Annotated in this window: 14 protein-coding genes and 1 pseudogene; 9 read left to right on the plus strand and 6 right to left on the minus strand. The window is 36.8% G+C overall.

Annotated elements, in window-relative coordinates; genetic code table 11:
* Positions 1-274 precede the first annotated feature (274 nt).
* The 5 genes from ACTHRH_RS19040 (at position 275) to ACTHRH_RS19060 (ending at position 10,492) form a co-directional block, all read left to right on the plus strand.
* Positions 275-3,013 (plus strand): DrmE family protein, encoded by a 2,739-nt coding sequence (locus ACTHRH_RS19040; RefSeq protein WP_440417045.1) that lies wholly within the window; start codon positions 275-277, stop codon positions 3,011-3,013.
* A complete protein-coding gene (locus tag ACTHRH_RS19045; protein ID WP_440417047.1) occupies positions 3,000-6,605 on the plus strand; it encodes a helicase C-terminal domain-containing protein in 3,606 nt (1,201 codons plus the stop codon). The genes ACTHRH_RS19040 and ACTHRH_RS19045 overlap by 14 nt, the downstream gene beginning before the upstream one ends.
* A 21-nt stretch (positions 6,606-6,626) precedes the next feature.
* Positions 6,627-8,543 (plus strand): hypothetical protein, encoded by a 1,917-nt coding sequence (locus ACTHRH_RS19050; RefSeq protein WP_440417049.1) that lies wholly within the window; start codon positions 6,627-6,629, stop codon positions 8,541-8,543.
* On the plus strand, positions 8,544-9,377 hold the full coding sequence (locus tag ACTHRH_RS19055) for a phospholipase D-like domain-containing protein (RefSeq protein WP_440417051.1): 834 nt from the start codon (positions 8,544-8,546) through the stop codon (positions 9,375-9,377).
* Between the two features lie 128 nt (positions 9,378-9,505).
* Positions 9,506-10,492, plus strand: coding sequence for a DNA-methyltransferase (locus tag ACTHRH_RS19060; RefSeq protein WP_440417053.1), 987 nt, complete (start codon positions 9,506-9,508; stop codon positions 10,490-10,492).
* Positions 10,493-10,979: 487 nt separating this feature from the next.
* Here ACTHRH_RS19060 and ACTHRH_RS19065 read toward each other — a convergent pair whose 3' ends face one another.
* The 6 genes and pseudogenes from ACTHRH_RS19065 to ACTHRH_RS19090 form a co-directional block, all read right to left on the minus strand.
* On the minus strand, positions 10,980-11,777 hold the full coding sequence (locus ACTHRH_RS19065) for a hypothetical protein (RefSeq protein ID WP_144938370.1): 798 nt from the start codon (positions 11,775-11,777) through the stop codon (positions 10,980-10,982).
* A 926-nt stretch (positions 11,778-12,703) separates the two neighbouring features.
* A pseudogene (locus ACTHRH_RS19070) lies at positions 12,704-13,449 on the minus strand (MerR family transcriptional regulator).
* Complete coding sequence (locus ACTHRH_RS19075) at positions 13,424-14,350, minus strand: DUF2268 domain-containing protein (protein ID WP_440417055.1); 927 nt, start codon at positions 14,348-14,350, stop codon at positions 13,424-13,426. The pseudogene ACTHRH_RS19070 and the gene ACTHRH_RS19075 overlap by 26 nt, the downstream one beginning before the upstream one ends.
* A 422-nt stretch (positions 14,351-14,772) precedes the next feature.
* On the minus strand, positions 14,773-15,309 hold the full coding sequence (locus tag ACTHRH_RS19080) for a hypothetical protein (protein WP_440417057.1): 537 nt from the start codon (positions 15,307-15,309) through the stop codon (positions 14,773-14,775).
* An 11-nt stretch (positions 15,310-15,320) separates the two neighbouring features.
* Complete coding sequence (locus tag ACTHRH_RS19085; protein ID WP_144938385.1) at positions 15,321-16,397, minus strand: plasmid segregation protein ParM domain-containing protein; 1,077 nt, start codon at positions 16,395-16,397, stop codon at positions 15,321-15,323.
* Between the two features lie 608 nt (positions 16,398-17,005).
* Positions 17,006-17,434: a hypothetical protein gene (locus ACTHRH_RS19090; RefSeq protein WP_440417059.1), complete on the minus strand. Its 429-nt coding sequence runs from the start codon at positions 17,432-17,434 to the stop codon at positions 17,006-17,008.
* A 162-nt stretch (positions 17,435-17,596) separates the two neighbouring features.
* Here ACTHRH_RS19090 and ACTHRH_RS19095 point away from each other — a divergent pair, with 162 nt between their 5' ends.
* From ACTHRH_RS19095 to ACTHRH_RS19110, 4 genes are read left to right on the plus strand one after another with little or no spacing between them, the layout of a single operon-like run.
* Entirely contained in the window at positions 17,597-18,082 is a 486-nt protein-coding gene (locus ACTHRH_RS19095) for a hypothetical protein (protein WP_440417061.1), read from the plus strand.
* Positions 18,079-18,876 (plus strand): ABC transporter permease, encoded by a 798-nt coding sequence (locus ACTHRH_RS19100; protein WP_440417063.1) that lies wholly within the window; start codon positions 18,079-18,081, stop codon positions 18,874-18,876. The genes ACTHRH_RS19095 and ACTHRH_RS19100 overlap by 4 nt, the downstream gene beginning before the upstream one ends.
* A 5-nt stretch (positions 18,877-18,881) precedes the next feature.
* Positions 18,882-19,700, plus strand: a complete 819-nt coding sequence (locus ACTHRH_RS19105; RefSeq protein ID WP_440417065.1) for an ABC transporter permease — start codon at positions 18,882-18,884, stop codon at positions 19,698-19,700.
* Between the two features lie 21 nt (positions 19,701-19,721).
* Entirely contained in the window at positions 19,722-20,870 is a 1,149-nt protein-coding gene (locus ACTHRH_RS19110) for a nucleotidyltransferase domain-containing protein (protein ID WP_440417067.1), read from the plus strand.
* Positions 20,871-21,288 lie beyond the last annotated feature (418 nt).

A 21,288-nucleotide genomic window follows, 5' to 3' on the forward strand; every position in this document is an offset into this window, starting at 1 on the left:
GTCAAACTATTGTCAGTGGATTATTGTATTTTATAGGTAATCGTGAATTTGGAAAGCCATAATGTGTAGTTCGTTTCATTTTTTTGGCAGGGAATAACTGTTAACTTTGTGCCTTTTCCTCATAATGGGTCTTTTTTACTGTGCCGAAAGCAGGGAAATGAAACGACCGGTCGAATAAGTAAGAATATTATCATTTATAGAGCTAAACAGTAATCATGGTTTTGGTTTATCATTTGTTGGGTCTTTTGCAATATTAGTGTAAGGTGGAATCACTGTGGGAAAATTGGATCGTTATAAGACATATGCTCAGTTTCTCCCTACTCCATTAAAAATTAATATTAAAAATATAGATCCCGCTCTGATTACTGAAATTGAGGATTTTTCTGGAAAGGACCTTGGAAGAGGTTTATTAAATCATAAACTATATCACTTAACAGAAACTCTTTCATTATTTGATGAAGAAAATATAGATAATCGTCTCGAATCACAGGTTGAGTTATCCGATGTTGATAACTTAATTTTAACGGCATCGTTAAAGTATTTTCTAAACTCCAAGCTGCTTAAGCAAAGTGGCAACTGGTCTCTTCTAATACCTAACACTGCATATGCCTATCCTCTATTGCTAACATACCATTTAATTTTACAGCATCTAGGAGAAGGGCTAGTTCCAACTCTTGGAGCCAGATTTACTCATGGTAGTGGTGTACTCATTGTTACTGACAATATTGAACTCCATTCTCATGTATGGAGAACCACTATTGCAGACACATTTCTAAGGAAATTTATAGATACTTACATAATAAAGGGGAATAAATTCGAGAAGTTTAACCTCTCAAAAAATGATGGCACTTCTGGTCTAGGGGACGGCTCCCTTCCTTGGCTATGTTTTTATAGAGCTGTACGTCATGAATTGCTTGAGACATTTGAGAAAATACCTGAGATTATAATTCTTGATCTTATCCCTCTTAGACATCGCCATAGGGCACTTTCATTAATTGAGTGGGCTAAAAAACACAGTAATCATGTCATTATTGTCGCACCATTATTTGACGATGTGACGTATTCCGCCATTAAAACGAGTGATAATATAATCTTACCTCTTGACCCGGCTAGCGTAGATTTGTTGAGAAATATCTTTAGGGAGGAAAATCAAAACGCTTTCTCTAACAGTGTAACAGCTTCCTGGAGTATAAAGGCTTCACAGATATATTTGACAAGAGAAAGACCAATTTTTTACATACATAACATACAGGGAACAAAGTCTATCGAATCCAAAATAAATGAAGTATTGTCGTTAGTTTCCAACTATCAGTCATTCAGAGCTGTTAAAAAATTAGTAGGAACAATATCTGAAATTTCCAACCTAATAATTCCATTAAGTCTTTATGAACAACTACTGGCTTCGAGTGGCAAGCCTTCGTTGCTAAGCAAGATTCATTCTTGTGAAAAAATTATGCCCGAGGATGAACATGAACGACGGATCTACCAGACAATATTGCCGTTAGCAGTTAAACTAACAAAAGAATTATATGGTTTATTAAAGGATCATTCGGGATCTCCCCGAGGAGAAGCTATCTCTAATGTTATTCAAAATAATGCTGGAAGAAAGATATTGGTAATTACCTCAAATAAATTAGCAGCTTATGAATTCAAAGTTTGGTTAAGAGTTAAAACCGGTTTAACTGCAGCAGATTTAATTAATCTAACAGTCATATCTCAAGATGAATGGGTTACCAGCCAACTGAGAGAAGTTTACTTTGAAGATAAGTCTTTATCTGAAATCATCATTTTAGCAAATGTATGGAAACCAAAGTTTCTTAGTAGTTTCCTATTTATATCAACGACTACTGTACATTGTATTTCTTTTAATAACGAAGAGAGACTTTATACATACCAGATTAATAAAGTAAACTGTTCCGATCAGGATTATAAGCAAGAGCTTATTAAAGCTTTTTTTAAATTAACAAATATACAGCTACCACTGTCAACACAAGAGATAAAACCGATTATAAATAAATCTATAACTAATGTCTCAAGTGTGCGCGGCGAGCTACAAGATAAGGAAAACAAAAATGTAACAGTCGATGATCTCTTTGACGAGAAGACACTTGTTTCAATGATTACTTTTGATGGCGATGATGAGCATGAGTTTGATCTTGATAATGACGAGTTCTTTAATTCAATTGCAGATAATGAAGATGCGAATAGTCATGAAGAGTTTGTACCCTCCGTCAAGGTGACCGTCAAAATTAATGGCATAATAAAAACCGTATTTGTTGAACAGGGTACACCTATGAAGATAGTGCGCAATGGAAATGAAGATATCATTTCTGCAAACCCACTTGAACTTAAAAATGGGGATATCTGGGTTAGAATAAAAGGGAAACAAAGAAGGGAACTATTTGAGACTGTTTTAGAATTGGCATCTAATACTATGGTAATGAAATGGATTCAGGTTAACGTGTCTGAGTGGAGAGAAATGGTCCAAACCCTATGGCAAAGGTTTCATCACCATAATTCATTTAGAAAAAACACTTACGTTAAGATAATGAGAGCTGTCAATCAAAATGGTGGGAACGTTGACTCTTATTTAACGATTTCTAATTGGGTTAAAGGTGAAGTTTCGGCTGTAAGGGATGAAAAAAATGTTAAAGCAGTGGCCCAGATTCTAGGTGATCCAGAGTATAAAAAGAGATGGCAAGTGCTGTACAAGGCTATGCGCACTCTTTGGAACATTCATATAAAGTTAGGGAAGATTTTAGGTAAGGTTATTACTGATTCTGCGACTAGACTGCATGATATTAATTATTTAAAGGATGAGTGGGTAGATTTGGGAATGGATATAAAGCTCCCACTTGATGATGTTTTTAATGCTATGGAATTAGCTACAGTATCAACTGTCGATATTGATCGTGACTATTATATCCATCAACGCTTTCTGGAAAAAACACTTAGCGAAAACGAAGTAAATATCTTATCTACAAAGGGCTGGTTAAAGTATGAGTCACTTTGATACAAAACTTGCAAGAACAAATGATGAGATTAAATTAGTTAGGCATTTACATCAAGTTATTAAAAATGGATTACTTGGAAGAAACGAAAATTATGTTATTGGTGTTGAACCGAGTAAAAAATTTTTCTCAGGTGTTTTATTTCCAGACTATGAATCATTTTTACAGCAGCAAAATAAAGAAGGCGAACAAGATCCGCAGCCGATATATCGTAGTCTCGCCAAAAATTGTAATATTGGACTGGAATTTTTGGTCAAACCGATCAATAACGAAGTTCGATTGAGTATTTCAGGTTCTTTTAATCTTTATATCCGCGTATTACCTTCATTTAATGAACAAGATTCTTATTTAAGTGCTCTTGAAATAGGTAACAACGATTTAAGAATATCTGAGTTAACAGAATTGCCACCAGATGAATTATCACCGGATCCTGAAGAATTTGAAAATCAAATCCTAACAGATAAAAAAAGTGAAGATAAAGGATTAAAATTACTCGATAAGTACAGATTGTATAAAATAAGTTTTAAAGATATTCCTTGTGTTATAAATACAGCGCATGATGATTACTTTGATTTTGATTTGGAAATGTATATCAAAGATGCATTAATTGAAGCATCAAAGTGGGAGGATATTTTCTCGATCAAAATTGAAGAGATTCATCAATCTGGGACAATACCATTAAAAACAAGACCCTCGGACATTTTGGAATTCGAGAGATGGTTAACATCCATAAGATCTGCAATTCCGAATTTCCCCAATTGGTCTGGTTCAGTAAAAATTGAAACGCGTCCTTATAAGTTCAATGAAGATAGAGATATTTTGAAATTAATGGTTTCCCTTGTAAATAACACAAGTGTCCCTAATATAAATAACGGAGAAAAACCAACTGGTCATCCTCTTGAATTTTATGATTGCAATTTGAAAGTTGAAGTTGTAAAAGGGATCCATGTACCATTTGAATTCGACGGCGCCCCTCGTGATTATAAGCATGACAAAACCTATCCAGTGAGGGGTATAAATTGTGTCGGGGTTATTAATAATGACCCGCTTCCAGTATTTGAGACTGAGTGCATTCCTGACCATTTTCAGAGACTTTATCGAACACGTGAGGATTTATTTATTAACTTTTCGGATCTTACTGATCCACAAAGCACTCAGATCGCACTAAGTAACATTGCTGTTGAGATGAGAAGATTTTTAAATGAATGGAATCATTATATTGCAGCTAGAGGGTTTGGACAACTTAAAAATGAACGTGAAATTAACCAATGTCAAGAAGAGTATAATGAATTTCTGTCTGAAATAGAATCTTTTGAACTTGGTCTACATTCACTTACCCAAATTCATGATAAGCGGTTAATGATGGCTTTTAATCTAATGAATGAAGTTTTTAAAAACGCTGGTAAAGGTAAATATGAAAGTTGGCGATTATTCCAAATTGTTTTCATTGTGAGACTTCTCCCCAGTCTATATGCACGAGAAGTATCACAACAGGATATTATGTACGAAAAGATTATCAAAGAGCCAAATTATGCTGATGTACTCTGGTTTCCAACAGGTGGCGGTAAAACAGAAGCTTATTTGGGGCTAATTGTTTGTGCTCTTTTCTATGATAGGCTAAGAGGGAAAAAGCGAGGTTGCTCAGCCTGGATTCGTTTCCCATTGAGAATGTTGTCAAAAAATCAATTGGATAGGCTGGCGCGAATACTAATATATGCTGAGGAATTAAGGCAATCAAATGATGAGTTAGTAGGAAAAGGTAAGCCATTTTCAATTGGATTTTTTGCGGGTGGAGGAAATACACCGAATTTCATCAATGAAAAAGCAGTAAATAAGATGCTTTCTTCTGACGTGTCCAGAAAGAAGATGATGTTGCTTCATAAATGTCCAAGATGCTCTCAGGAGTTAGAATTGGACTTCGATTTTTCAAGATGGAGAATCGTTCATAAATGTAACAATGAAGAATGTTTCGTTTTCAAAAGTAAGGAATTAGCAGGTATTCTACCATTTTATCTTACTGATTCAGAAATATATCGCTTTGTACCGAGTGTGCTGTGTGGGACTGTTGATAAGCTTTCTATTGTAGGGAGATACCGAGAATTTTCTCACATCTTTGGTCAAATAGGAGGAGTATGTCCAAAGCATGGCTTTTATTCAGACAGATGTATTGTAGGTTCAAGAGAATCGACTTGTGAGGAAAAAGTTTCCGTGGCTAGTAAAAAAGAAGGAGAAAAAGTCAGAGCTTCTATTTATGATCCAGTTCCATCCCTGTTCATTCAAGATGAACTCCATCTACTAAAAGAGGAATTAGGAGTTCTTAATGGACACTATGAAGGAATACTGACGGAATTCTCCAGGAATTTGGTAAATAAACCAGGTCATATTCCTAAGATTGTAGCTGCAACAGCGACAATAGAATCCTATGAACATCATATTAAGCATCTCTATTTAAGGGAGCCAAGAAGATATCCTTCGATGGGATATATTCTTGGAGAGTCGTTTTATGCGACCAGTTCTCCCGAAATCATGAGAAGGTTGTACATCGGGATATTACCTCATTCAAAATCACAAGAAGAGGTCATAGGTAGGGCCCTGTTCCTCTATCACAAAGAGATCCTTAAACTTTATAGAGAATCAGAAACGGTATGGCAAAAATTTAATTTCGAAAGTATTAATAGTCAAGAAGATTTTTTGAAACTTTTGGCATTCTATGATTTGTCAGTCGTTTATGTTAATCAAAAGCCTATGGGGCACGACATAAAACGAAGAATTAATGATACTACGGTACCTGCTTTGAGGACTGAAGAAAACCAGGATTTCGATCTTCTATCCGAAATGTTGACAGGTGAAAACGACATGGACAAGATCGTAGAAGTAATTGATAGGATTGAGGCGGAGGCTAAGGGTAGCTACAGCGATAAACTTCATACATTAATTGCCACAAGTTTAATTAGTCATGGGGTTGACTTAGATAGAATTAACGCTTTATTTATGGCAGGTATGCCGTCTAAACAAGCTGAGTATATACAGGCGAGTAGTCGCTCTGCACGTAGCCATGCCGGATTAGTATTAGTTTGTTTTCGACCAAACGACTTACGTGAACGGTCACAGTATCAGTTTTTTAAGCAGAACCATATTTTTATGGATAGGTTAGTAGACCCTGTACCGATAAATAGAATGTCAACGAAAGCAATTCAGCGGTCACTTCCTGGTTTATTATCAGGTCTCCTTTTATCATTGCATTCTCAACAGCATGATAAAACTATCTATAACTGCAATGAGTACAGAAAATTTACCGCAAAAGCTAATGTAAACGGCGGAGATATTCAGAGGAAATTATGTGATCAGCTTAAACGGATTATTGGGACCGATTCTGGATTCTTTTCAGTAACTGCGAGTGAGAAAGCTAACCATTTTATTGAAACTTACTTTGCTGAGCTGGATCATGTACTAAGCATGGGTAACGGTAATATTAAGGATGAAGAGGTATTAAATCCTATAACTAGTTTCAGGGATATTGAAGAAGGCTTGCCGTTATATGCTAGTAGGGAAACAACATTATTGTTAGCCGAGGAATCCTCCGATTACAAATAAAATTTAACATTGGGTGATCGTATGAAGTTAAAACGAGGACGAAGTCAAGTTCTTTTCAAATATCTCCCCGGCTCTGTATTCCAAGAGAAAGGCACTTGGTTTATGGTCACGGAGTTAAAGATAAAAGAGTTGAATGGGAAAACGGATCACTTGCTGCAATCCGTCTATAGTTATATTGAACAGTGGTCTAGTAATTCAGAGTTAGATAAAAATCTTTATCCAACGATAGATAAAATGTATTACTTTGGGGAGATTGAAGAAGTTCAGTACGAAATGTTCCCTTTAGTTTTCTATTGTTTAAAATGTTCTAATGTTCACCCATACAGGGACCTGCAACAGATCAATAGGCAAAACCCCAGATTACGTTGCGAATTCTGTAAGGAAGGTCAATTGAAGCAGTATTCATATGCTTTAGTTCATCCAAATGGAGATATCCAGCCAATTAATGTTAAATCAAATAGCGGATCAACATGGAAAGAAAGATATGATGGCGTAAAGATGATTGACACCAGGAGTTTTAAAACTGCAACATGGTATAATTATAAGAAAAAATATCATCTTGGGGATCTTGGGACAAAAAGCACTACTCTTCCATTGACAAAAACAATGAAAGAGAAGCGACATTATACACTAGGCGGTACAATACTTTCAGAAGGAGATATATACTACCCTGCATTGCGCTCATTTGTAAATCTAGAGCATGAAACGTTACTAAAAAGAAAAGAAAATGAGAATTTCCCCTACATACAAATAGGTGGTTTATTTGGTTTAGAAAGCGTCAATCAAAAAAATTATTCTGCAAATTTTGAGAAAAAAGAAAACGATACATTAAAACAAATGTGGCTGTCAGCTAAGACGGATGATCAAAAAGCGTTTGTCAGAATGTTCGCGGAAAAACAAAATATTGATATAGACAAACTTTGTAATGAGATATCATCAGAAGTGAATCAAATATTTGACAATGAAGTCCCAACAGAAGTTATTTTAGATGACAGATCCCTTCATGAATTTGTATTCTCTTGGTACGAAAATAGTGGACAATCTTTGGAATTAAAATTAAGGGAAGCAACCGATAATTGTGACTTTGTTCAAGAAACCTTGTTCAAGGATACCCAAGATGCATTTAAAAGTTTCGGAATACAAACTGCGATGTTAGTTGAAAAGTTTCCTGTATTGATGATGGCAATTGGCTATACTAGAAAATCATTTGACAGAAGTAAAGCTGTCTTGAATCCATTTCGCCAACGAATAAATGACAGGGAACGTATAATTATCCCAATATTAAAAAATGAAAATGAAGCTATTATATTCAAACTTGATCCTTCTAGGGTTCTGGCATGGCTTATTATTAATGATTTCTTTCCTTCTATCAGCGTTGTACCAAATTCTAAGGAAAAAGCTCATGCAATTATCTACAAACATTTATGTTTTACCAAATATAACATTGACGAATTGTCTAGACTGAGGCCAAATGATGCGGAGAATGATAAAAAAATACTTGGTACTATTATGACATTTAAGCTAATTCATTCTTATATTCATAGTCTCTTACAGGCAGGTAAAACAGTATTAGGATTAGATATTGACAGTTTGACGGAGTACATTTTTCCATCTTCGTTAGCAGGTGCAATTTATGTTTCAAAACTTGAAGGGGGGGGCATGGGGGCATTAACTTCCGCGTTCGATAATGATTTAAAAAGATGGATTAACGGATTATACGAGAAGGTTAATACTTGTTTGTATGATCCGGTTTGCCATCAACATTCCGGAGTATGTCATGCCTGCATGTACTTAAAATTTTCATGTTCTCATTTTAATCATGGATTATCAAGGAATTTAATAATTGGTGGGATTGATAAAGAATTTAATGAAGATATAGAAATTAAAGGATATTTGTCTCCCCAAGTAGATCAACTTTTAAAAGAATGGGGAATATAGGTGAACTATCTTTATAAACTAGTCAAGTTTTTCATAAGGTATAACCTAAAAGAAAATGTGCTGGAATGGGCTGGATTATTCCGTTTTTTAGGTCACGATAGTAGGGAATTTGCTATTGCAGAGTGGACAAACCTATTAAAAAAATCAATCCATCCAGATATCATTCGAAGTTTTTTTAGGATCCTTGTGGATGAAAAGAAAATAATTATTAAGAATGGAATAGTAAATATTCAGGATGAACAACAACTTCAAAGAGACTTTGAAGTAGTTCATTCCATAATAAATTTACTTTCGGATTTGAGTATTGAAAGTCATTCAAAGTTGTTATGGTCTGTTCCGCAAGGCTATCAGATTCCCAAGAAGATTGCTGATCAGTTTGACCATCTCAACTCATGGATTCAACAGTTAATACAAAACACTAACGACAGATTAATCTTTTTTGCTCCTTATTATTCGGAAGCCGGATTAAGACATTTCTCATTGAGTCTAAGAACATTAATATCAGTAAAAAAGGAAGTAAAAATTGATTGGATTTTAGGGGAAGTACACAATGAAGAAAATGAAAAAGCTATAAACTTTTTGAATCAGACTTTTGATCCACAAAGAATTAATATCTATCTCCCAAAAAATTTAAATGAAAGGGATTTGGTAATACACGCTAAAGTATTGATTTCAGACAACGAAAGAGGTTACATGGGGTCAGCAAATTTTAGCAAGGGAGCGTTAATATCGCAGTTTGAATTAGGAGTAACGCTTTCGAAAAGTCAGGTAGAATCGTTGATAAAGTTAATCGATTATTGGATACAAAGTGATTTCCTAGTAAAATTACCGTAAAATGATAGGAAAATCTGAGCAGCTATGAAAATGATTTTCATAGATTACTCAGATTTTTTAATTGGTTAAAAAAAACACGTGTGGTATAATGATTTACAGCTCTCTTATTTATTTGGTAGGTGGAACTTATGGGTAATAATATATTTGATATACCATCATTTAAACCGGTGTTTTCTACCGAATTTGGTGCCGCTTACCTTGCTGACTCTATCCAATTTTTAAAACAAATTCCTTCAGATTCATTGGATTTAATAATGACATCCCCACCATTCGCTTTATTAAAGAAGAAAACTTACGGAAATGAAGAGGCATCAAACTATGTGCAATGGTTTATTGATAATTTTGCAACAGAATTATTCAGAGTTTTGAAACCGACTGGCTCCTTGGTTATTGATATTGGTGGCACCTGGAATCCTAAGAGTCCAACAAGATCTCTTTACCATTTTGAATTATTGCTTAGACTATGCTCACAGGAAATCGGTTTTAAACTTGCACAGGAATTTTATTGGTATAACTCAGCAAAAATGCCCAGTCCGGCCCAATATGTAAATATTGAAAGATCGCGTGTAAAAGATGCTGTTAACCCGATTTGGTGGTTATCAAAAACAGATCGACCAAAAGCGGACAACAGAAGAGTATTAACTCCATATAAATCAAGTATGAAAAAACTACTTGTTAAGGGCTATAATGATGGCCCTAGACCATCAGGGCATAAAGTTTCTAAAGTTTGGGGTAAAAATAATGGTGGCGCTATTCCTCCAAATATTATAGGATATCAAGAACAATTGATGACGTTGTATCAAGATAATTTGTTAGAAATTGCCAACACGAGATCGAAGGATAGATATTTGGAAGCCTGTAAGAGGTATAATGTTAAGCCACACCCGGCAAGATTTCCACTCCTTCTTCCTTCTTTCTTTATTAATTTTCTTACTGAGCCAGGAGATATTGTTTTTGATCCATTCGGAGGAAGTTGTGTTACCGGAGAAGCAGCTGAAAAGTTACAAAGACGTTGGTTTACTTCAGAGATTAACGAAGAATATGTATCGATGTCAAGATTTAGATTTGAGAATTATACATTACATAACGAGCATTTAATGTATGGGAGTCTGTAAAACAAAATATTTTTTACCGAACTTTACCCCGGAATCCCCTCGGTTATTTGTAGTCAAGGTGTAGCCAAAAGGGATAAAATACACTAATTTTGCCTAAATTGAAGTAACACCAAATAACACGATCGATACCCGGGAACCCGCATAAAATAAGGCTTCTTAACACTTTTAGAAACACAATAAAACCAATTAAAAAATTCAAGACGAGGGTTCGACTCCCCTCGCCTCCATAACACAGCAAAAGACACCCGAAGAGGGTGTTTTTTGTTGTGCGTGGAGGGGGAGGCAGAACCCCGCGGGTCGTCCGCGCGCAGGGAGCGGTTGAGTGATCTTCGGAGTAAAGGCATCAAGCGGACGAGCACGGCATCTAACATTACCGATAAGGTTGTCTTCGACAGGATCTGCTTCGAGAGCAGGTTCAATAAGGATGTTAGATACTCTCCTCGCCTCCACCATGATGAACCCATCCGCATGAGGATGGTGTTATTGCTTATCTATAAAATGGATTGTGATGATTGGCTAAAAATAATTGCAGGTAGTCTCCAAAGCTTACTTCGGTGAGGTCCTTTGTATCTTCCCATTCAAAACATCGTATATTCTTAAGTAATGAAAAGAAAGCGGTGTTTCTCAAAAGTTCAACAATTAGATTATTTTTGCTGCTAGAACCTTTCGTATCACTACTCTGGTTGAGTATAATTGTGCGAGTCATGCCTAGCAAAATATCGACCAGTTCAACTCCAATCTCTTGTCCTTTTGGTACTAGATGACTTTCGTTCACAATAAATCTTTCTCCCCTATACAGTGACTGAACGTTTAACTGATCTTTAAGGCGTTCATGGAGCTTGAAGCTCTGATACTCGGTTGAATCCTCAATTCTTAGGTTTGCTTCAATAAACACATTTCTGCCATAACGTCGCAACAGACCGTATATTATTCTCTCGGGGAATTTTGTGTATATCATTTCTTCAGCTATGTATTTTGCGAAATCGCTCTTGTTTGCAATTGCAGAATAGTCGTAATTGATAACAAAAAATTTAAGAAGATGATTGTACCTAGATACAATATTAATAACCTCAGAAATATCAGCTTTGAGTTTTTCGTATCCAGTATATTCAGTCCAGTGGAGTTTCAATTCTCCGTCTCTTAACCGCTGGGACAAGAGTTGGAAAGGTTCTGATAGGTATAATTGGCGTGGGACAGACAGTGCTCCCATAAGGTTAGGTTTGTTCTTTCGTTTTCCGCTTTCATCAAAGAATACGTCTAATATTTCTGTTTTAGGTCGTTGCATATGTCCTCCTATTCGATGAGTTGAAGAAAAAATCGTTTAGTTGTCTTTACTTCTCAGTCTACATTCTGTATAATGAAGTCATACAAATCGTCTCATTCCTAGGAGTGCGATGAAAAAGTAAGGCAAGAGAGTAGTTCATTCCCAGGAGTGCGCGAAATCTTACCGATACAGCAGGCTACCTTTTTAAGGTAGTTTTTTTGTTTTAATTTTACGCTACAATATACGTATTGCCAATAGGTTTTACGGGATGAGAGAGGCCTGTGTGGCGTTATCTTCGGACAGGGGTTCAACTCCCCTCGCCTCCATAACACAACAAAAGACATGCGAAAAGGGTGTTTTTTGTTGTGCGTGGAGGGGGGAGGCAGGACCCCGGGGGTCAACCGCGCGCAGGGAGCGGAGGTTGTTGCATCTGGGTGGTGCATCAAGCGGACGAGCACGGCATCTAACATTACCGATAAGGTTGTCATCGACAGGATTGGCTGCGTAAGCAGGTTCAATAAGGATGTTAGATACTCCCCTCGCCTCCACCAATCCATCTAAAACGAACACAGAGCGTGGATTTTCAATCACCATAGAGTAGTAATCCCAATGAACAAGAAAAAGGCCGTCCGTGAAGATGCTGGCGGCTTATATTCATTTTTTTCACAGTAGTTCGCGTTCCAGATTTATAGAATAAAGTAACTTTCCATCTAAATCAACCTGGGTTTAACGGCCCTTAACAACCATACTCTCAAGTTTTTGATTAATTCAGGGAATGAAAGCTGTTCCAGGTTTAATTGCTGTAAACCCTTAATCTCTTGTTTGTCATTTTCAAGCATAACTACTCGTTACTTTAACAAAAGAAGCAGCCGATCGTGTAACCGCGGCCTTAATGGCGCGATTGTACCATTATTTTCCACCCGATCTTTAGGACAATTGAGAGACGTTCAACCATTGATATTATGCATAATTGCATTGTACAGAAAATCTGCTAAATCCTCATTGCTATATTGATTAAAGTAGTTTTTGAATCGTGCATCGAATTTGTAGGTATGGGCAATACAAGCCAATAACTCTGCGTCACATGTAGTGAATTGCATTAGACTTTTTTTCCACTCCTCGATTAATCGCTGCACTTCATCGGAGGAAGGATCCTGATGGATGCAAGCCGCAATTTGTTTAAATATTTCCTCCATGGATTGAAATCGTTCCTCTTTTCATCTAGTGACAATTTTTCCATCGTTTCGTTATACACTTTATACGCCTCTGTTTCGCCATAAATGAATCTTGCCTCATTTGCATACTGTTCTTTCAATGGCAAAACGGAAGAACTGTTGAAGATCTGCAAATTACTAATATCATTCCCCGAAACGTATTCATCAAGAGCAACCATGATTGTTTCTAGTCTTTGTTTTCTTGATAATAGGGTGTTTCCGCTGATTCTTTAATATTTGTTTCTGTTCTTGTTTGGTCAGCTTTATAATATCCGCAATTTCTTTCAAGGAAAAATCCATTTCCTTTAAGAACAAAATGGTTTGAAGTTTTTCCAAACTGCTTCGATCATATAGGCGATACCCCTTTCCGTCAGATGTGTCGGTTTAAATAAATCGATTCTATCGTAATAATGCAGGGTCCGAGCTGTAATGCCTGTAATCTGAACAATATCTTTAACCGCTAATAATGGTTTCTTCATCCCAAAATCCCTTCACTTCGTCCAGTATTTGAGCAGCAGGTGTAATTGTGGCTTCAAAGATCGTTCTTCCTGTTTTTCTTAAATAATATTGGATTAAATAATATCCGCAAGCATAGCCAGCGCTATATGGCATATTGACCGGTTCAAAGTTTTGAAGCTTTGCGATCTCGTCACCGTAAAGATACGGTGCAAATTTCTCAAAACCGGTTAATTGCAATTTCTCTCTAAGCACGGGCTTTATGTGCCTGTTAAGTGTTTCTGCGTTTGTTTTCGTTACCCAGGGGCCGAGCAATTCTTCTCCAAACATGAACGCAGCATAGTTTTCAGCTAATCCTTCACTTACAATGAGCTCGCCCAAATTAACGGTGTGATCCCACTGAATAAATTGGTATCGAACATTATGGTTGCATTCGTGCGCCAGCGCAGCCTTCATTCGAGGAATCGTGTACTCATTTGGCAGGATTGTACCCCAGATAAACCCGGGAATGCCCCCAAAGCCGCTATATCCTTCGTTTATGGTTAAGGCACGACTTTCCGGATTCCCTAGTTGAATTGTGAATAAATATTCCGATACGGGGAGACTTATTCCATGTTCTATAAATAAATTGAGACCCTTCCTTACAGCGTTCTCACACTCTAACCAAAAAGAATCTGATGAAATCAACTCTATCTCAGGTGAAATCTGCTGGGTAATCTGGTCAGGGGATCGATGCATCATACTATTAAACGTTATAACGTCAAATCCATTCGCCTCTTCAGCTCTAAAAGGGATTTGTTGAATTTGCCATTGTTTCATAAAGGGAGCCATCATTTCGTTTCTGAACAATTCAAGCTTTTCCTCGGGCGAAGCTTGGGCAACTTTTTGATAAATTCGGTCTGAACGCAGTGATTTTATATTCAAATTTCTCACTCCTTGTAGTTTATAGTGAGAATTATGCACTATGACCTAACGTCATAGTCAAGAGTTTTGGATAAATACTTAAATACAGGTGTTTGGAGCAGACATTCGTAATGCGGAGGTCGAATGGTACGGGAAACTGTGGTTAAACCTCAAACTTTTTTTGTCAAGAGTCAGATAGTGGCCAGAGGCTGGCGCAGACGCATAAAAAGATGGCCCCACCCAGCGACACAGCCAAGCGGGGGGTTATCCAATTTTTTCTAGGAATACCTGCGTTTCGTTTCGAAGTTTAGTCGGAGAGAAAACAAAAAGGTTGTGGGCTTCAGCTAATGCTAAATCCACAACCGAGCGTTAGGCATAAAACGATCAAACAAGAAAGGGGCTTCCGCCGGCAAGCGGACTGCCCCTGTTTTAGTGTTTGGGGTTTATGACAGTAAAGCTTTCAACTTTTCGATGTCAGGCTTATCTTGGAAAACGTCCTTGTTTCCTTTCGTCGCTGTGATTGTTTTTTTGTGGGAAGCAGCGTGCAATTTACTATTAGCTGGATTTTGTGCTCTCGTAGAATTTATGGGTTGGGTAGAAGGAGAGGACTCTTTTTGCAATTCGTTTATAATGGCTAGTTTAATTTCTTCGGCGACTTTCTGGATCACGCTTTCATCTGTGCTGGATACACCGGTGCTGGATACATCGGTATTGGATACATCGGTTTTGGGTACACCGGCCTCCTTCTCTTGGATTGCCTCCAAAACGTATTCAATGCCTTTTGCTTTAATGCATTTATTAAGCTGTGCATACGATTGATCCAACCCGTTCAGATAACGATCGGCTTTCTCAATGAAAGCCTCCCGACAGAATCGTGTAAGGGCACGATTCTTTAGGAGTCGTTTGTAAAGTGTTAACAGCCTATTCTTCTGAAGGGCGGTTACGTCTATCTGAAAACTAATGGATTGGACTTTTTTCACATGGTTCACCCCTAGGTTGTTTGAAGAAGGTTGGTTTCCGGAATTTCCTCAACCTCGTATTCCTTTGCAAGCAAGAGTCCGAATTTAAAGAAACCTCTGGCATTTGAAATTTGGTGATCCGGCAATACATGAATGTCTGTAACAAATTCCTTAAACCAGGGCTCCATTAATTGCGCTCCCCCACCCGTTAAAAAAACCATGTCAAACTTGCTTCTGTTTTGCCAACGTATTTGCAGTTCATTGATGAGGTACTCCGCTGTTTCACGGATGATTCTTTCCTTGACCTCTTTGATCGGTATCACAAGACGTTTGGAAGCTCTATAAACATCGTTATTGAATTGGACCTCCACTGTTTTAGGTGTCGCGTAAGCATCGGGATTTACGGTATTTATATAATCTGCCAGACGTTGATATACTTCATGAACCCCTACCTGAATGGTATGGCGGTCGTCAGGTACCGCTTTTAATGAATCAATGCCATCGCAATCTGTCGTACCCAAGCCAATGTCTACGATGCCGATATAAGAAGTTCCGATGTCATGACGGATGACATTTCCTGCTTCATCAATATATAAATCCAGGATACTACCAAGGGGCTGAGGCAAAACTTTGCATTCCTTTACTTCAATGGTTTTTTCTTTGTCATTCATTAATACAACGTGTCTGCCCTTGAATAATTCAATCAGCTCTTGTTCGCGAATGGTCCCTTTTTGCCTTGACGGACAACCGGTTATAAGCATAACATCGAAGGACCCTTCTTCTTCCTTGATTAGGCTGGCTAAGCCGAATTGACTGAGCAACTTATAATATTTTTGAGTGTATCTGTCTTCTGTTGTATAGGTGGAAAGGAACTTGCCTTTTGCTGTATTAACCTCATTGCCCCACACGTATCGTTCCCCTGGAAAATCGATGGACTCAAATTCATTGTAGTGTACCGGCTCGCCTTCTCCTGTGGAATCTTCTCTTAATGAATTTTCTTTGGTAAGGAATCCACTTGGGAGTACTAATTGTTTCACCTTGTTGCTGTACCCCTTAAAGTATCCGTTCCCATGATCAATTCCCATAATAACCAGCTTCTTTTTAGCCAAAAGTAACTCCTCCTCACAAGTCCTGTCTTACTATTTCATATTCATCCGGGTGCAAATAACTTTCTGTTCAAAATGTGAATGTAAATAGTTATCAAATATTATGATTAATCGCGACATTGTGTGACAAAAACCTATGCCCAGGGTTAGGGGGTGGCTTGGCCATGATGGAAAAGGGGGTGGGTCGTATAGAAAAAATGGGACATGGTTCGGGAAGTACTGGAGATATTATTGCCGTTCTGTAAGAAGCAAGGAGTCGGAATCCGATGTTCATAGAATATTTACGCGATAAGAATAGCTTCAATATTATGAGGAAAACGAAGCAGAACGGCAAGTGGCCATTTTTTACGCGACGATTGGTGTGTGTTCATTATAAACGGAAAATAAAAAGATCATGCAGAGTACATAATTTCCAAAGTATGAGCTGGTTGATTCCTTACTATCAAAAAGAGGTGACTTGTAAATGTTCATTATGGTTATTTAAAACACTCGAACTCTTTCTATCATAGGAAGTGAGCGGTAAATAAGTTAACAGGCAGCGGACATCGATTATCCAGAGGGTGTTGGACTATGCCCCCCTAATGATTATTTGAGAGATGTGAATAATAGCATTATTTATCTTTTAGTAGAAAAATGCCTTCTCTTATACTGATGATTCTTTCATCGGTGATTTTTTGATCATGAATTATCGCTCTTAATAATTTTTCGATAAAATCAAGATTGTCGAGTACGATGAGATTGTGTTCCTTATAGCTAGTGTTAATAAAAAAATTATTATTTTGAACTTTATCATTTAGAAAAAGACTTAATTGTACAGCCTCTTCAAATTGATCATCCTCTATACCCGTATATAAGTAAATTTCTTTATTTAGAGTAAAACCATTATTATAAATTGTTTCATTAAAGAATATTTCATTCATATCTTTTTCGAATATGTTGGACTTCTCGGGGAAAAACAATATCTTATATTTCTTCATATGTTTTTCTATGTAATCTACTACTTTCACTTGAGGAACCAATGCTAATGTTTTGTTGATCATAGGGTTTATTAAACCATATAATAAAGCACCTGTTCCGCCTTTGCTACTACCGAATGCAATAGCCTCTACATCGGGTCACATAAGTATTAACGGCTTGATTCCGTACAAACAGAGATTGGAAAATGCTAGGCAAATCGGCTTCATGAACCGAAAATCGTTTACTTGGATGAGCCAACAATCGGATTGGATGTTGCAGTTAAACAGCAGGTTAGAGCATTCATAAAACAAATGAATAGTGAAAAAGAATCAACGATCATATTAACGACGCATGATCTCGGTGATATTGAGCAGTTGTGCAAACGACTCATTGTGATCGATAACGGTCAAATCATTTTTGATGGCCCTCTAGAATCGGTCACCGACAAATATGCAAAAGAAAGAGTGCTTCACTTTCAAGTGCGAGAAAAAATTCAGAATTCACAGAGATTCATGCGCTACTTGCCTTATTGCAGATTAGAAGAAAAGAGTGATACTCATTTTTTAATATACTTCGATAAATCGAATATATCAGCAAGCGAGATTGTAACTCGAGTATTGGGCGTTGCCGATATTATTGATTTTAAAATTGACGAACCTAATATTGAAGACGTTATCAAACGAGTATATGGAGGTGAGATCAATCTCGCTAACCGAGAGGGGTATGTATGATAAGAAGAATATACATCTCTTTAGCAAACCGCTCAATGCAAGAAACGGCGGCAAATCGCACTTCCTTTGTTCTGAATATATGTGCAAGTTTTCTAATCATTTTATCGAGTTACTACCTCTGGAAAGCAATCTTTGCGGATCGGAATCAACTGGGCGGTTTTAGTTGGGAAGAAATGAAAGCTTATTTGCTAATCAGTTTTTTATCAAACACAATTCTTTCTTACTTTTCGGAAATAAAGATTTCTGGAAAAATCCTTGACGGTAGTATTGCGTTTGATTTGCTTAAGCCGCTTGATTTTCAAAAAGCGAGGTTGGCTGAAACTGTAGGGGCGTCAATTTTTGAAGGGCTTGTTAGCACAGTACTTGCCTTCTTAATTTTATTTTTGTATGAAGGTATAGCAATCCCGAAATCTCCTCTGACGTGGGTATTTTTTATAACAAGCTTCATTCTTTCGCAAATCGTCAAATATGGAATTGTTTATGTATTCAGTCTTTTCTGCTTTTGGACTTCGGGACATTTAGGCGTCGCATTGGCTCGCGCAGCCGTGACGAATCTTTTTTCTGGATCATTAATTCCACTTTCTTACTTCCCTTCAACATTACAATATATAAGTGAGTTATTACCTTTTAGTAGTATTGTTCATTATCCAGTTTCTATATTTCTTGAACGGATTAATATTACTGGGACAATGGGAATTATTGGGCTACAGTTTTTTTGGGCAATAGTACTCTGGTTTTTTGGGAAATGGTTTTGGACGAAAGCTGTTAAGAAAATAACAATAAATGGTGGATGAGTAGCGTGAGTACTTTGTTGATAAAGTATCAGGTCAAAAAAAATTTTTATCTTTACTTCCGAATATTTCTCCAAAATTTGAAGTCCATTCTTGAATACCAGACTGATTTTATCATTACGATGATTGTAGCTGTGTTTACGCAATTACTCGGTTTCTTTTTCTTATATTTGGTTTTTCAAAAAGTACCGGCTATTAATGGATGGACGTTATGGGAAGTCGAATTTATGTATGCCTTGCTCTTTATTTCAGGAGGAGTGTCCTCCTTATTCTTCGGTGGGTTGTGGTCGATTGGATCTCTGGTCAATAGAGGCGGCTTTGATCAGTATTTGCTAAGACCGGTCTCACCTCTAATACAAGTGCTGGCTTCGAATGTGGGTATGAACGGATTGGGAAATCTTATAACTGGCGGTATAATACTGACTCAATCACTTATTAAAATTAATGTTACTTGGAGCTTTCAAAAGGTGGTGGTTTTTGCAATTTTTTTGATTTCTGCTGTAGTAATTAGAACTTCAATCATAATGGCTGCAAATTCATCTGCTTTTTGGTTGCGCAATGCTCGAAATACGATACCTTTCTTAATCAATACGATCTCCGATTTTGTGCAATTTCCGATTACAATATTTCCGATTGGAATTCAGGCTCTAGTATCGGTTATAATTCCCTATGCTTTTATCGGATTTTTTCCAGCGACATATTTGTTTTCGAATTCGGAATGGGCTATGTATGGATTGTTAACGCCTATTGTTGCCGTATATTGTCTTATAGTGGCTTTAATATTGTTTAAACATGGATTAAGACGTTACGAAAGTGTGGGCAACTAAACACGAAAGAGGGAGCTATTAATGAAATGGCCAACTAAAGAAGCTGAGGTTGCTGTTCTTTGCTCGAGAATAAAAATGAGTAGCGAGCATATAGAGCAGGTTCTAGAACTTATATCAAATTCTGATTTTAACTGGGTAGATTTTCTCGACCACATGATGCACCATAGATTATCAGGGTTGATTGCTAAAAACATAGGGAAGGTACCTAGCATTCCAGTTGGAATAAGTAAAATACTAACCCAACTAGCTGCATTGAATAGCGAAAAGGGACGGTTGTTTATATCTGAGACTGAAGAATTGTTTCGAATCTTCAAAAAACAAAAACTTAAAGTAATTTTATTCAAAGGACCCAGGCTAGTAAAAGATATATACCCAGAGTACTCCCTTAGAACTTTCGGTGATTTGGATATATTAATATCGCCAAAGGATTACCCTGAGGTAAAAAGAATACTGAATAGTTTTGGTTATGAACAAGGGGAGCTTATTAATTACGAATTTGTTAAGATGAGTGACGCGGTCTTAGACCATATAGAAAACAATCTTCAGCATTATGGGACGTTTATTAGAAAAGGGGAAAGTGCTGCCTTACCTTGGTTGCATATCGATGTTCACACTAGATTTACCACATCGTACGATAGCATTTCATACAATACGGATAGAGTAATTGATGAAGCCGTAGCAACACAGATAGGTAGCACAGATGTTTTTATACTTAACGATACTGATCATATTATTCATTTGTGTTTACATTTATATTGGCATACAAGGTCGATCATGAATATTGAAATAAATGATGATCTGCAGTTAATTCGCTTTGTTGATATATTTGAAAGTATAAATCAATTAGAAATTGATTGGGATAAGTTATTAAAGATAGTGAAAGAAGAAAAGGGACTTCAACAAGCGGTGGCTTATACATTATTTTTAACCGAAAAGATATATGGAAACATCATTCCAACTAAAGTAAGAGAAGAGTTTTGGAATGATGATATAAATAGACACCTTGATTCGATTTCAGAGCGCTGGTTAAATGAATCAGATTCTGTTCTTGGCTACTGGAATATTCCGTTTGAGGAGAGAATGTTTAACAAAGAAAGGGTAAATGAAGCGTACAGAATTTTTTATGAATATGCACGAAATGCAAAAAGACGAGAGATTAGGAAACTTTAAGGATATAAATTTTTGTCAGGATAACCCAGGAGAATTTCATATGAGGATAAGAACTGATTTGGAGCTAACATGAATAAGTTTGAATCAGGGAAGATGCCGTATCATAACTTTGCAGTTAAATAAGAACAAGTATGGACAATTTCTATGCTTAATATACTACAAAAATTGGAGTGAAAAGAGATGGAACAAATCCCTATAGGGCCGAAGTTAGTATATATTCGAATCCTTGAAGCCTGCAATGCTGGATGCATGATGTGTCGTTTTTCACACTCTAGTGATCAATACCGTGTCCCTATTGAAGACTTAAAGCGGTTAGCATATGAATTGTCAAAATTGGGGACTATAGTGGCACAAGAAGTCAAGACAGTTTTTTTTAATTTTTAAGGTGTGAAATCATTCACGAAGCGTTCTTTTGATA

The organism is Paenibacillus sp. SAFN-117 (genome assembly GCF_051966115.1).
Classification (GTDB): domain Bacteria; phylum Bacillota; class Bacilli; order Paenibacillales; family NBRC-103111; genus Paenibacillus_L; species Paenibacillus_L residui.

Bases quoted from the DNA above. Each gene is read 5' to 3' on its own strand.
- ACTHRH_RS19045 (WP_440417047.1), top strand. From the start codon at position 3,000: ATGAGTCACTTTGATACAAAACTTGCAAGAACAAATGATGAGATTAAA.
- ACTHRH_RS19050 (WP_440417049.1), top strand. From the start codon at position 6,627: ATGAAGTTAAAACGAGGACGAAGTCAAGTTCTTTTCAAATATCTCCCC.
- ACTHRH_RS19060 (WP_440417053.1), top strand. From the start codon at position 9,506: ATGGGTAATAATATATTTGATATACCATCATTTAAACCGGTGTTTTCT.
- ACTHRH_RS19065 (WP_144938370.1), bottom strand. From the start codon at position 11,777: ATGCAACGACCTAAAACAGAAATATTAGACGTATTCTTTGATGAAAGC.
- ACTHRH_RS19090 (WP_440417059.1), bottom strand. From the start codon at position 17,434: ATGATCAACAAAACATTAGCATTGGTTCCTCAAGTGAAAGTAGTAGAT.
- ACTHRH_RS19100 (WP_440417063.1), top strand. From the start codon at position 18,079: ATGATAAGAAGAATATACATCTCTTTAGCAAACCGCTCAATGCAAGAA.
- ACTHRH_RS19110 (WP_440417067.1), top strand. From the start codon at position 19,722: ATGAAATGGCCAACTAAAGAAGCTGAGGTTGCTGTTCTTTGCTCGAGA.